Annotated in this window: 10 protein-coding genes; 5 read left to right on the forward strand and 5 right to left on the reverse strand. The window is 68.8% G+C overall.

The window, feature by feature from the left end:
* Positions 1-79: 79 nt before the first annotated feature.
* On the forward strand, positions 80-1546 hold the full coding sequence (locus tag FG94_RS01520; RefSeq protein WP_229445811.1) for an iron-containing redox enzyme family protein: 1467 nt from the start codon (positions 80-82) through the stop codon (positions 1544-1546).
* Between the two features lie 72 nt (positions 1547-1618).
* A complete protein-coding gene (gene cphA / locus FG94_RS01525; protein ID WP_036206072.1) occupies positions 1619-4261 on the forward strand; it encodes a cyanophycin synthetase in 2643 nt (880 codons plus the stop codon).
* 140 nt (positions 4262-4401) lie between these two features.
* On the opposite strand, the gene FG94_RS01530 is transcribed toward cphA (FG94_RS01525), so the two are convergent.
* From FG94_RS01530 to FG94_RS01550, 5 genes are all read right to left on the reverse strand, one after another.
* Entirely contained in the window at positions 4402-4908 is a 507-nt protein-coding gene (locus tag FG94_RS01530; RefSeq protein WP_036206074.1) for an outer membrane beta-barrel protein, read from the reverse strand.
* A gap of 216 nt (positions 4909-5124) precedes the next feature.
* Positions 5125-7713, reverse strand: coding sequence for a cyanophycin synthetase (gene cphA, locus FG94_RS01535; RefSeq protein WP_036206076.1), 2589 nt, complete (start codon positions 7711-7713; stop codon positions 5125-5127).
* Positions 7710-8585 (reverse strand): cyanophycinase, encoded by an 876-nt coding sequence (locus tag FG94_RS01540; protein WP_036206080.1) that lies wholly within the window; start codon positions 8583-8585, stop codon positions 7710-7712. Before FG94_RS01540 ends, cphA (FG94_RS01535) begins: the two co-directional genes overlap by 4 nt.
* Positions 8582-9493, reverse strand: a complete 912-nt coding sequence (locus FG94_RS01545) for an isoaspartyl peptidase/L-asparaginase (RefSeq protein ID WP_036206083.1) — start codon at positions 9491-9493, stop codon at positions 8582-8584. The genes FG94_RS01540 and FG94_RS01545 overlap by 4 nt, the downstream gene beginning before the upstream one ends.
* A gap of 129 nt (positions 9494-9622) precedes the next feature.
* A complete protein-coding gene (locus FG94_RS01550) occupies positions 9623-10105 on the reverse strand; it encodes a DUF2244 domain-containing protein (protein ID WP_051995984.1) in 483 nt (160 codons plus the stop codon).
* A 130-nt stretch (positions 10106-10235) separates the two neighbouring features.
* Here FG94_RS01550 and FG94_RS01555 point away from each other — a divergent pair, with 130 nt between their 5' ends.
* From FG94_RS01555 to FG94_RS01565, 3 genes are all read left to right on the forward strand, one after another.
* Positions 10236-11501, forward strand: coding sequence for an Hsp70 family protein (locus FG94_RS01555; protein WP_036206086.1), 1266 nt, complete (start codon positions 10236-10238; stop codon positions 11499-11501).
* A 23-nt stretch (positions 11502-11524) separates the two neighbouring features.
* The gene (locus FG94_RS01560; protein WP_200879924.1) at positions 11525-12172 is read left to right on the forward strand and encodes a PolC-type DNA polymerase III; all 648 of its coding nucleotides are present in this window, start codon (positions 11525-11527) and stop codon (positions 12170-12172) included.
* 165 nt (positions 12173-12337) lie between these two features.
* On the forward strand, positions 12338-13771 hold the full coding sequence (locus FG94_RS01565; protein WP_051995986.1) for a tetratricopeptide repeat protein: 1434 nt from the start codon (positions 12338-12340) through the stop codon (positions 13769-13771).
* Positions 13772-13805 lie beyond the last annotated feature (34 nt).

The raw sequence follows: 13805 nt of genomic DNA on the forward strand, positions 1-13805 counted from the left end.
ACACATTCACAGCGCCGCTACCGATTCTGTGTACATGGCCCAGGCCGGATAATGTTGCAATCGTCCCAAGAGACCAACAATGCCATCCGAGACCATGAATTCGATGCTGTTAGCAGAGACTACCGATGTCGCAGTAAGCCGCGTTCCCGCCACCCGGGAACGCGCGAAGCCGCTGTACTTTTCGCTGTACCAGAATCCGCAAGCACATCTGGACGAGGCGCGTGCCTATGTCGCCGACCAGGTCGCCGCCGTGCAGGCGCTGCCGGCCGACCTGCCGTCGACCATCGCCGAGCTGCCGGCCTGGGTCGAGGAGCGCACCGATGCCGTCGGCGCCCAGTACCGCGAGTACCTGGCCGCGCGCAAGAACGGCGCGCCGCGCCGCTATTTTTCATGCCGCGCGCACGCCCTGTACTTCATCAAGGCGGTGGCCCCGACCAAGCTGGTCGACGGCGCCTGGCTCTACGGCCTGCTCAAGCACTGGGACAACCCGGCCTACCACGAGCTGATCAAGACCTACCTGGAAGAGCTGGGCGAGGGTGCACCAAGCAAGAACCACGTCACCATCTACCGCAAGCTGCTGGCCACCCACGGCTGCGAGGGCTGGGAACACCTGGATGAGGATCACTTCGTGCAGGGCGCGATCCAGCTCGCGCTCGGCCACAATACCGAGCACTTCCTGCCCGAGGTCATCGGCTACAACCTCGGCTACGAGCAGCTGCCGCTGCACCTGCTCATCACCTCGTACGAGCTGAACGAATTCGGCATCGACCCGTATTACTTCACGCTGCACGTCACCGTCGACAATGCCGCCAGCGGCCATGCCCAGAAGGCGGTGCAGGCCCTGACGCAGCTGATGCCGCGCGTGGGCGACCGCGAAGCCTTCTATCGCCGCGTGCTGGACGGCTACTGCCTGAACGACATCGGCGCCAGCACCACCTCCTGCATCGCCGAGTTCGACCTGCAGGCCGAACTGGTGAACATCCTTGCCGCCAAGAGCGGCGTCGGCAAGAACATGCACTCGGATTACTGCCGCGTCGCCGGCCGCTCGGTCAACGACTGGCTGGCCACGCCATCGCAGATCCCCGACTTCCTGGCGGCGCTGGAAAAGGCCGGCTGGATCAAGCGTGGCGAAGAGGCAGAGCACAGCCGCTTCTGGCGCCTGGTGCACGGCGAGAAGGCCGAGATGTTCGGCGTTTTCAACGCCTATGAACAGCAGGTGCTGCGCGACTGGATCCAGTCGGCCCCGGGCGGCGAGCGCGCCGAAGGACCGCGCCTGCTCACCTGGCGCGCACGCCAGCGCACCCTGGACAACCTCGGCGAGCACGCGGACCGCAGCGCGCATTTCCCGGAACGGGGCCTGATCCGCCGCCATCCACGCCTGGAAGCGCCGGACAACGAACTGCGCCTGCTCGAGGAGAAGGTGGCCGGGGCTGCCGGCAAGCAGGAAGCGATGGAACTGCTGGGCGCCCTGATGTCGCCCGAGGTCCACCACACGGCGGCCGGCCTGATGGCTACCCGCATGTACACGCGGCTGTTCGACGCTTGAGGCCGCCGCCACCGGAATTCCCGCGCGCCGGCCACAGCCGGCGCGCTCAATAATTATTACAAGGATCTATTCGTGCAAATCCTGGAACAGCGCTTCCTGCGTGGACCCAACGTCCACGCCGACTCTCCCTGCCTGCTGAGCGTGATCGACCTGCAGGACCTGTATGGCATCTCCTCGAAAGACATCCCAGGCTTCAACGACGCCCTGCTGGGCGCGCTGCCTTCGCTCGCCAGACAGATCCTGCCGATCGGCCAGCGCGGCGGCTTCGCCCAGCGCCTGCGTGAAGGCACCTACCTCGGCCGCGTGATCGAGCAGGTGACGCTCGAGCTGCAGACACTGGCCGCAGGCGAGTCGACGTCGCCGGCCAGCTACGGGCGCACGCGCCCGGTTGCCGGCCGTCCCGGCGTATTCCGGATCGTCTGTGCTTACCAGTCCGAGAAGCTGGTGCAGCCCGCGTTCCAGCTGGCGGTGGACCTGGTCACCGCGTTTGGTAACGAGGAAGACTTCGACCTGGCCCCGCGCCTGGACGAGCTGCGCTCGGTCGCCGCGCGCCACGCCATCGGCACCAGCACTGCGGCGGTGCTGGCGGCGGCGCACGAGCGCGGCATACCGACCCAGCGCATTACCGAGGACGCCAACCTGTTCCTGCTGGGCTGGGGCGTCAAGCAGAAGCGCCTGCAGGCCACCACCACCGGCGACACCAGCTTCATCGCGGTGAAGATCGCCAGCGACAAGCAGCTCACCAAGACCCTGCTCAAGGAAGCGGGCGTGCCGGTGCCAGAAGGTTCGGTGGTCACCTCCGCCGAGGATGCCTGCCGGGCCGCCGCGCGCATGCGGGCGCCGGTCACGCTCAAGCCGCTCGATGGCAACCAGGGCAAGGGCGTCACGGTCGACTGCCGCGACGACGAGCAGGTGAGCCGCGCCTTCGAGTTCGCGCGCCAGTACGGCCGCCGCATCATCGTCGAGCGCTTCGTCGAAGGCCGCGACTACCGCGTGCTGGTCGCCGGCGGCCAGGTGGCGGCAGCCTCGATGCGCCGTCCGGCCCACGTGGTCGGCGACGGCCTCGCCACCGTGCGCGAACTGGTCGAGCGCGAGAACGAGAACCCGGCGCGCGGCTCCGGCCACACCAACATCCTGACCAGGATCGCGCTCGACGACCATGCAGCCGACATCCTGCGCAAGCAAGGCTTCGACTTCGACAGCGTGCTGCCGGTCGGCGTCACGGCCGAACTGCGCGGCAACGCCAACCTGTCCACCGGCGGCACCGCCGAGGACGTAACAAGCCTGCTGCCGGAATCGACGCGCCTGCTGTGCGTCAGGGCCGCCGCCAAGATCGGCCTGGACGTGGCCGGCATCGACATTGTCTGCCGCGACATCGCGCTGCCGCTCGAGGCCCAGCGCGGCGCCGTCATTGAGGTCAACGCCGCGCCCGGCATCCGCATGCACCAGTACCCGAGCGCGGGCGAGCCGCGCGACGCCGGCGACGCCATCGTGCAGGGGCTGATGGGCGGCTCCGACGGCCGCATCCCGCTGATCGCCGTGACCGGCACCAACGGCAAGACCACCACCACGCTCCTGATCGCCCACACGGTGCGCCTGGCGGGCAAGGTGACCGGCGTGACCACCACCGAAGGCGTCTTCATCGACGGCAAGCAGGTGGCAAAGGGCGACTGCACCGGCTACTGGTCGGCGCGCACCGTGCTCGGCTCGCCCGACGTCGAGGTGGCGGTGCTGGAGACGGCGCGCGGCGGCATCCTCAAGCGCGGCCTGGCCTTCGATCGCTGCGACGTCGGCGTGGTGCTGAACATCGCCGCCGACCACCTCGGCCTGGATGGCGTCGATACCGTGGAAGACCTGGCCCAGGTCAAGGCGGTCGTCGCCACCTCGGCCTCGCGCGCCGTGGTGTTGAACGCGGAAGACCCGCTGTGCGTGGCGATGGGACGCCGCGCCAAGCCGGAAGCGGAGATCGTCTACTTCTCGATGGACCCCGAGAATCCGGTGTTCCTGCAGCACCTGGAAGACGGCGGCCGCGGCGTCTACCTGCAGGACAACGCGGTGGTGGTCGCCGACGGCAACCTGCACCAGGAACTGGTGCGGGTCGAAAGCATGCCGTTGGCCTTCGGCGGGCGCGCCCGTTTCAACATCGCCAACAGCCTGGCAGCGGCGGCGGCCCTGATGGCTTCCGGCTTCAGCAACCTGCAGATCGCCACCGGCCTGTCTACTTTCGTGTCGAACGGCCGCACCAATCCGCTGCGCACCAATATGTTCGACATCCGCGGCGTGACCGTGATCGTCGACTACGCGCACAACCCGGCGGCCTACAAGGCGATGGCCGAGATGGCGCGCGCCCTGCTGCCGGGACAGCTGGTGGGCATCGTCACCGCCCCGGGCGACCGCCGCGACGAGGACCTGCGCGAGGTCGGCCGGGTGTGCGGCGCGCGCTTCGACGAGCTGGTGGTGTACGAGTCGCAAAACCGCGGGCGCGCGGTGGGCGAGGCGGTGGACCTGATCCTCGACGGCGCGGAAGAAGCCGCCGGCATAAGCGACACGCTGCACCGGGTGATCGAGGTGGGTGAGGCGATCCGCCACGGCCTGAGCCTGTGCCGTCCCGGCGACGTGCTGGTGTTCGCCTGCGGCTCCTCGCTGCAGGTGTTCGTGGATGCCTTGCGGGTCAATGATCCGGAGAGCGCGGACCTGGTGGCGGCGCAGGTTTGAGACCCGCGCCAACGAAACAGCGGCCTGCGGGCCGCTTTTTTGTTGGGGTCAGGTCTGACATTGAGACACGGCCTGAGCAATACACCTCGGTAACGCTCGAGCTCGTGTCCGAATGTCAGACCTGACCCCGGGTTGTCAGGTCAGAAGAAGAACTGCAGCGCCAGGGTCCAGACGTTGGGCTTGAGGACGTCCGGCTTTCGCATGGGCAGGCGCTCGTACTCGAGCGTGACGGCGGCGTTCGGGGTAATCGAGTACTGCAGGCCGAAGGCGCCATAGGCGCCGGTGTCGGTCTTCTTGCCGAGCGCGCCTGGGGCCGGCGGCGGCAGGGCCGGGCGGCGGGTCTGGGCCACGCCCACCTTGCCGTAGGCGCTCAGTTTCTCGGTCAGCGGGATGCTGGGCTTGACGGCAATGTACATGCCATAGCCGTTCTTCAGGTCGACGGCGCCGCCTTCGACCGCCAGGCGCTTGCCGAACTGGTAGCCGCCGAAGACCTTCGGGCTGGCCTTGGTCGCCGCGCCGACGTAGTCGACGCCGGACACCGCCACGCCGGCATAGGCTTGCCCCGCGCCGGCGCGCACCGGCTCGGCAGCCTGGACGGCGCCGGCGAATGCCATGCCTGCGAAGAGAACGGCCAACACTTTCTGCATACCTTTTCCTTCCGAATTCGAGCCGGTCCGCTGTCGTGAGGAGCGGGCCGGGTTACGGATGAGCAAGGTAACAGTTGAATGCACGCATTAAAATAGCAATTTGTAACTAATTGCAAAAGTTTGGCGCATTCATGGCCAAGGATTTATCAGTTTAAGTAATGCTTAAGCAAAACGCCCCGTACAGGGGCGTTTTGCGTGGACTCGGGGGCGCGGGAGTCAGATCGCTTCCGCCTCGATCCTGCGCGCCAGTTCCGGCTTGTCCGGACGCAGGGCATCGGTCAGTTCCGACAGCGTGGTGCCGCAGCCGAAGACCAGCACGTCGCCCGGCTGGCACAGCGACAGGCCATGGCGGATCGCCTGGTGCGAGGGCAGTACCACGCTGAGCGAATCGTCGGCCAGATTGCCCAATTTCGCGCCGCGCACCAGCAGGGCGGCGGTTTCGCCATCGGCGCGGCCGCGGTTCTCGGTCTCGTACACCACCAGGTCGTCGAAGCCGGCCGCACAGGTGCGTCCGATGTCGACCAGGTCGGCGTCGCGGCGGTCGCCCGGCGCGGCCACCACGCCGACCAGGCGGCCGGCGCTCAGGGCGCGCGCGCTTTCGGCCAGCGCGGCGTAGGCGGCGCAGTTGTGGGCGTAGTCGACGATCACGGTCACGCCATCGACGTCGAACACGTTCGAGCGCATGGGGTTGTGCTTGGCGTCCGAGACGAAGCTGCGCAGGCCCTCGGCGATCTCGAGGTTGCCGAAGCCGTGGGCGGTGAGGGCCGCCGCCGCCGCGAGGGCATTCGCGATGTTGTAGCGCGCTGCCCCGCCCAGCGAGACCGGCATCTGGCGCGCATCGACCAGTGCCTCGTGGCGTGCGCCGTTGGCCAGCACCAGGGTCTGGTCCTGCAGGTAGACCGCACGCCCGCCGTTTTCCAGGTGGCGCAGCAGGACCGGGTTGTCGGCGTCGAGCGAGAAGTAGATCACTTCGACGCTGTCGCGCAGCTCGCCCGCCATCGCCACGCAGTAGTCGTCCTCGGCATTGAGCACCACCGCGCGCGAGGCGCGCTGGGCCACCACCGCCTTCACCTTGGCCAGATCGTCGAGGGTCTCGACGCCGTCCAGGCCCAGGTGGTCGCTGGAGACGTTCAGCACCACCGAGACGTCGACGCGGTCATAGGCCAGGCCGCGCTTGAGGATGCCGCCGCGCGCCGTCTCGAGCACCGCGAAGTCGACTTCCGGGCTGGAGAGGACGCTGCGCGCCGAGCGGTAGCCGGTGCAGTCGCCTTTCGTGGTGAGCACGCCGTCGACGTACACGCCCTCGGTGGTGGTCACGCCGGTGCGCAGGCCGGTCTGGCGCACCGCATGGGCGATCAGGAGCGAGGTGGTGGTCTTGCCGTTGGTGCCGGTGATGGCCACGGTCGGAATGCGGCCGTCGCATTCGCCGAACAGGGCGTCGACGATGGCGGCGCCGGCGTCGCGCGGGGTGCCGCGGCTCGGATACTGGTGCATGCGGATGCCGGGCGCCGCGTTGACCTCGATGATGCCGCCTTTCTGCTCGCGCAGGGGGCGGGCGATATCCTGGCACACGATGTCGATGCCGGCGATGTCCAGGCCGATGGTGCGGGCGGCGCGGATGCAGATGTCGCGCGTTTCTTCCGGCAGCAGGTCGGTCACGTCCTCGGCGGTGCCGCCGGTGGACAGGTTGGCGTTGCCGCGCAGGTCGGCCGTCACGCCGCTGGCCAGCACGGTGTCGAATGCATAGCCCTGCTTGGCCAGGGTTTCCTCGGCCAGCGCATCCATCGGGATCTTGGTCAGGATGTTGGTGTGGCCTTCGCCGCGCGCCGGGTTGCGGTTCTCGATCTCGACCAGTTCGCGGATCGTCGAGTGGCCGTCGCCCACCACGCAGGGCGGACGGCGCCAGGAGGCTGCAGCCACCTTGCGGCCGGTGACCAGGACGCGGTAGTCGCGTCCCACTAGATGCTCTTCGACGATGATCTTGCGGCCGTACTTGCGCGCGTGGGCAAAGGCGCGCGCGACTTCCTCCGGCGTGGCGCAGTTGGTGGTCACGCCCTTGCCCTGGTTGCCGTCGAGCGGCTTGACCGTCGCCGGGCCAAACAGGCGCCGCGCGGCGCGCAGCGCTTCCTCCTCGGTCGAGACGGTGCTGCCTGCCGGGACCGGGACGCCGGCCACGTCCAGCAGGGCCTTGGTCAGCTGCTTGTCGCTGGCGATGCCGACTGCGATCGAATTGGTGGCGCCGGTGATGGTGGCCTGCAGGCGCTTCTGGCGACTGCCCCAGCCGAGCTGGAACAGGTTGGCTTCATCGGTCAGGCGCAGGGCAGGAATGCCGCGCCGCAGCGCCGCCTGCACCACGGCATTGGTGCTGGTGCCGATCGCATAGTCTTCCGCAATCTCGCGCAGTGCGTCCAGCGCCTTGGGCAGGTCATAGTCGCGGTCTTCGGCGGCCGCATGGACCAGGTCCAGCGCCACGCGCAGGGCCGCCTCGGCCACCTGTTCGGTTTGGTAGCCGCAGACGACCCGGCGGGTGCGCGGGGCGCCGGCCACCGCCAGGGTCGCGCCAAAGGTGCCGGGAGCACCGGTCAGGCGCTGCAGTTCATTGAGCACCGGCTCGATCGCCTCGACCAGCAGGGCGTCGTCGGCCAGGCGCACGGCGGCGTCCGGCGGCAGGGCCGGCAGCAGCTCGAACAGGCGCGCCGCGAAGCCCGGGGCCTTGGTGAAACCGTCGTCGATGACTGCCATCAGGCAGGGGCTGGCGGCGTACAGGTTGGGACCGCGCAGCATTCGTTTTTCTCTGATTTTCATGAAAGCGGGTTCCGTTTCGTTACATTTTCCAAAAAATCGAGCAGCGGGGGCGGCAGGCCTCGGCCGCCTTCGCTGTCCGCGGCCGGCAAGCGGTAGCTGCTGCCCGCCGGCAGCAGGTGCAGGCGCACGTCGATCAGCTCCGGGGTGTCGCGGTCCTTGATGTCGGCCACGTTGGTGATCATGGTGCGGCCGTCGACGATGGTGACGGCGCCCTGGCCCAGCACCTCGATGCCGACGCCGATGTCGACCACCAGCGCGGTGTCCTCGTCGATGCCGATGCCCTGCAGGTAAGGATTCTGGGCCACCACGCTGAGCAGGCGCGAGAGCCGCTGGCGCTCCGAGAAGTGCTGGTCGATCACCACCCGGTGCAGGAAGCCGAGTCCGGCGCCGAGGCTGACCGATCCCTTCTCGGGATGGAGTTCGACGCGCCCGGTAGCCAGCATGTGGCCGGACATGGCCGAGGCGCCGGCGCTGGTGCCGCCGATGGTCGCGCCGCGAACCTTGAGCGCGACGTGCATCGCGGCGTCCAGGGCGCTGCCGCCGAGCAGGGCCAGCAGGCGCTTCTGGTCGCCGCCGGTCATGAAGATGCCGGTGGCTTCATCCACCTGGCGCACGAATTCCTCGCTGTTGGCGTCCTGGCGGCTGGTCACCTCCAGGTGGCGGCGTTTTTCCACGCCCAGGGAACCGAAAGCTTCGTCGTAGATGCTCCACATCTCGTCGGCGACGGTGCTGGCCGCGGTGATCACGACGATGTTGGCATCCTCGCCACCGGACAGCTCGACGAAGCGCTTGAGGATTTCCATCTCGCGCTTGCGGTCCTCGTGGCCGCCGATGATCACCAGGTGGCCGTTCTTGTGTTGTTGTTCGCTCATCGCTGGGTCATCTTCGAATAGGGCATGTCCTGGTTGCAGTAAGCGCCGGCCTCAGTGCGGGTGACACCGATCAGGCCGATATCCACGTCCTTGTCGAACAGCTCGACGCCGCGCTTGAGCGCCTCCTCGAGCGACATGCCGTGCTCGATCCAGCCGTAGACCGTGCGCGCCAGCAGGTGGCGCACGATGTGTTCGCCGATCCCGCTGGCGGCGATGGCGCCGAGCGAGCCGACATAGAAGCCGCTACCGATGATCGGGCTGTCGCCCACCCGGCCCAGCAGGGAGGGCGCCGAGCCGCCGGTGGAGCAGGCCACGGCAAAGTGGCCGTCCGGCCCGCGCACCACGGCGCCGACGGTGTCGCAGGCCGAGGACTTCGGCAGCTGCAGCGGGGTCTTGTAGTTCCAGAAGCGATCGAACAGGCGGTTGTCGATGCCGGGCATGAGCGGCACCGAGCCGGCCAATTCCTGCATCAGCTTGCGGTGCTCAAGGCGCTGGCGCTCCGAGATGCGCGCGCCGCCGGGCAGGCCGATGGTGCGCGCGAAGCGCTGCGCGCCTTCGCCGGCCAGCATCACGTGCGGGGTGTCGGCGATGGCGCGCGCCAGCTTGACCGGGTTCGCCACGTCGCGCACGCAGGCCACCGTGCCGAGGCGGCCGCGGGTATCCATGATCGCCGCATCCATCTCGATGGTTTCGCCGTCCAGCCCCAGCGTGGCGCCGCTGCCGGCGTTGAAGCGGCCGTCGTCCTCGAGGGTGGTGACCGCGATGATGGCGGCGTCCAGCGCGTCGCCGTTGACTTCCAGCTGCGCCAGCGCGCGGCGCGCGGCCAGGACGCAGCCGTCTTCGTTTTCCGTCGGAGCGCCCGCGCCGCCGTGAACCACGACGGCGCCAGCCTGTTGGAGATTGCTCATGTATTCAGTACGCCTTGTTGTTGTGCGTTGCAAAATGCGTTTTGTTGTCACGCAGTTAAGAACAGCATTATGGACACCGGCGGGCGTGCACCAAATCGGTACAGTTGCCGTGCTTGTGTAAGAAGTTGCTTACAGGGAGCGGCCTGGCGCGCTATACAGGAGGGAAACGCCGCGCAGGGCGCTACGCAGGGCGCGGACCAGCTCGAGGCGTCCCGAGGGCGTCAGATAACGCCCAATCTCGACGTGCACCCCGCGCGCCTCGATCAGCACCAGGGTGCGCATGCCGCTATCGCGCAGGCTGACGCGGGCGTGGCTAGGGTCGAGCTGCACCGTCGACAGCCTGGCGCCGTCGGCACGCTCGACCAGCAGGCACTTAGGCTCCAGGCGGACGCGCTCGTGGTCGAGGGCGTGGCGGCAGTAGTGCAGGAGGGCGGCGCCCAGCGCCCCGGTCTCGAGCAGGGCGAAAGCGAGCACCATCCAGGCGCCGCGCCAGGTGAAGACCAGGGCGATGCCGAGCGTGGCCGTGCACAGCAGCGCATAGACGAGCAGCGCCTGGCGCGGCGTCATCGAGCAGTTGCGCTTCATCAGCCATTCGGCAGGGGCAGGGTCCATGGTCGCTGCTGTCGTCCTGTACATACGGGGTGTGTACGAGTTTGCCACAGACCGGAAAAAGGCATCGCCCGGACGGCGAAAACCGCCGCAGATCTGTTACCATACCGCCCCCTCCATTGATAAGCTTCCTATGGCGCTCGCATGCGGCCTTGATTTCGGCACCTCCAATTCCACCGTCGGCTGGCTCCCCGGCAGCAGCTACCAGGCCGGCGCCAGCGCCTTGCTGGCCCTGGAAGACGGCAAGGCGACCCTGCCTTCGGTCCTGTTCTTCAACGCGGACGACGAGCAGGTGAGTTACGGCCGCGCCGCCCTGGCCGAGTACCTCGAGGGCTACGAGGGGCGCCTGATGCGCTCCCTGAAAAGCCTGCTCGGCACCAGCCTGATCGACGGCCAGACCGAAGTAGGCGGGCGCGCGCTGCCCTTCAAGGCGCTGCTCGGCCAGTTCATTGGCGAAGTCAAGCGGCGCGCCGAACGCCAGGCCGGCCGCGAATTCGGCAGCGCCGTGTTCGGGCGTCCGGTCTTCTTCATCGACGACGACCCGGAGGCCGACCGCCGCGCCCAGGACACGCTGGAGGAAGTGGCCAGGTCGAGCGGCTTCCGCGAGATCTCGTTCCAGTACGAGCCGATCGCCGCCGCCTTCGACTACGAATCCCAGATCGACCGCGAAGAACTGGTCCTGATCGCCGACATCGGCGGCGGCACCTCGGACTTCTCGCTGGTGCGCCTCGGCCCGGCGCGCGCCGGGCGCACCGAGCGGCGCGACGACATCCTCGCCAACGGCGGCGTGCACATCGGCGGCACCGACTTCGACAAGTACCTGAGCCTGGCGAGCGTGATGCCGCTGCTCGGTTACGGCAGCAGCATGCTGTCCGGCGCGGCGATCCCGTCGAGCTACTACTTCAACCTGGCCACCTGGCACACCATCAACCAGGCCTACACGCGCAAGAGCGTCGCCCAGCTGGCCGACCTGGTGCGCGACGCGGCCGAGCCGGCCAAGTTGGTGCGCCTGCAGAAGCTGATCGACGAGCGCGCCGGCCACTGGTTGGCGATCCAGGTCGAAGCGGCCAAGATCGGCCTGTCCGGCAGCCCCTCGCTCACATTGGCCCTCGACCGCCTGGCGCCGCCGGAAACCCTGACCGTGACTCGCGAAGGCTTCGAGGCCGCCATCGGCCAGCTGGTCGACAGCGTCGGCGCCACCGTGCTGCGCCTGTTCCTTGATGCCGGCGTGGAACCCGATGCGGTGGACACGGTCTTCTTTACCGGCGGTTCGAGCGGCGTGTCGCTGCTGCGCGAACGGATCGCGGCGCTGGTGCCGCGCGCACGCAAGGTCGAGGGCGACCTGTTCGGCAGCATCGGCGCCGGCCTGGCGCTCGACGCGCTGCGCAAGTATGGTTAACAGCGATAACAGGAGGACGGAATATGAGTGTGTTTGAACGCCCGATCGTGATGCTCGACTTCGAGACCACCGGCCTGTCGCCCGAAATGGGCGACCGCATCACCGAAGTGGCCGCGCTGCGCATCGTCGGCGGCGAGATCCGCGAGCGCTACGTCTCGCTGGTGAACTGCGGCGTGCGCATCCCGTCCTTCATCACCCAGCTCACCGGGATCACCCAGGACATGGTCGACACCGCGCCGCCGAGCCAGAAGGTGGTGGCCGAGCTGCTCGACTTCATCGGCGGCGACACCCTGTCGGCCCACAACGCCAGCTTCGACGAGAAGTTCCTGAAGGCCGAGGGCTGGCGCATCGGCCGCCCGACCGGACACTGCGGCCTGGTCTGCTCGCTGAAGCTGTCGCGCCGCCTGTTCCCGGGCCTGCCCAGCTACAAGCTCGGCAACCTTTCGAACCGCCTCGGCATCCAGTTCAAAGGGGCGGCCCACCGGGCCGAGGCCGACGCGGAGGTGGCGGCCCACGTGCTGCTGCACGCCGCGCGCCACCTCGGCAGCACGCATGGCCTGCAGCGAGTGGCGCCGGACCTGCTGGTCTCGGTGAACAAGCTGGCCGCCGCCAAGGTCCCCGTCTTCCTGGACAAATACGCCAGCCTCGAGCGCGAGCGCGGCGCCGCCTGAGGCGAGTAACGATCGCTTACTACCACGTCCGCGCATGCATGTGGCATTCCCACGATTGTGCGGACGCAAATCACGCGAGGGTCGCTATCCTTAAAATTTTAACAACGGCGGGTGATTCTCCAAACCCGCCTTGTTGAACGGCCCGAAAGGCCGAAGGGGGTAGGGATGAATCGCCAGAACGACGCCCGCGAGGGACACGAAGTCTTCCAGTGGTTCCTGCCCGCCGCCGAGCGCGGCGATCCTTACGCACAGTTCAACCTCGGCCTGCTCTACAAGCACGGCGATGCCGTCGAGCGCGACGACGTACGCGCGCTCGAATGGATGCAGCGCGCGGCCCGCCAGGGCCTGGCCACCGCGCAGAACCACCTCGGTGCCATGTACTGCAACGGCCGCGGCGGACCGCGCAGCGACGAGCTCGCCGCGCTGTGGTTCGGGCGCGCCGCCGCCCAGGGCGATCCCGCCGCCCAGCAGAACCTGGGCCAGCTCTTCCGCAAGGGTCGCGGCGTCCCGCAGTCGCACGAACTCGCCTTCGGCTGGTTCTACCGGGCTGCGGAGCAGGGCCTGGCCAGCGCCCAGAACCTGCTGGGCGAATGCTACCTGCAGGGGCTCGGTGCGCCGGTCAGCCATCCGCTGGCGATGGCCTGGTTCCGCAAGGCCGCGCGCCAGGGGCACGGCCAGGCCCAGCTCAACCTCGCGCTGATGTACCGCCGCGGTGACGGCGTCGAGGCCGACGACGCGCAGGCCGTGTGCTGGTTCCGCGAAGCGGCGGCAGGGGGCATCACGGTGGCGCAGCGCTTCCTCGGCCTGGCCTATGCCAACGGCCAGGGCGTACCGAAAGACCCGGCGCGCGCCATTGCCTGGCTCGAGCGGGCAGCCGGGCAGGACGACGCCGAGGCGCACTACGGGCTCGGTACGCTGCTGGCGGCCGGCCACGGCAGCGGCGGCGACGAGCGGGCGCTGGAATGCTTCCTGCGCGCGGCCGCCCGCGGACACGTGCAGGCCCAGTACTGTGCCGGCGTCATGTATGCCACGGGGCGCGGCACCCGGCCCGATCCGGCCCGCGCGCTCGACTATTACCTGCAGGCCGCCGAGCAGGGCGCGGCCAATGCCCAGTTCAGCCTCGGGGTCATGTACGCCAAGGGCGAGGGGGTGCCGCGCGACGAGGCGCGCGCCGCTGAGTGGTACCGGCGTGCGGCCCAGCAGGGCGACGCCAGCGCCCAGAACAACCTCGGGGTCCTGTATGCCAACGGCCAGGGCGTGCCGCACGACGACACCCTGGCCAGCTACTGGTACCGGCAGGCGGCCGAGCAGGGCCATGCGCTGGCCCAGTACAACCTGGGCGGCATGGTCAACAGCGGCCGCGGCGTCGAGCGCGACCCGCTGCGCGCCTACATGTGGATGCTGTTGGCCGCCGGCGCCGGCCAGGAAGGCCGGCGCTCGCGCGGCAGCGTGGCCGGCCGGCTGGCCGGCACCGGCGGCACCTGGGCGCGCGCCCTGGCCACCCGGGTCCGGGCCGCGCGCCGCCAGCAGAAGGGGCAGTCGTCCGCGCGCCAGGCTTCCACCCGCCAGGGGTCGAGCGGGCAGGGTATCGCCCGCTAGCGCTGCGGGAAGGCGCTGCCGCGGTCGGCCGCAT

The organism is Massilia sp. LC238, from assembly GCF_000735635.1.
GTDB lineage: Bacteria > Pseudomonadota > Gammaproteobacteria > Burkholderiales > Burkholderiaceae_D > Telluria > Telluria varians.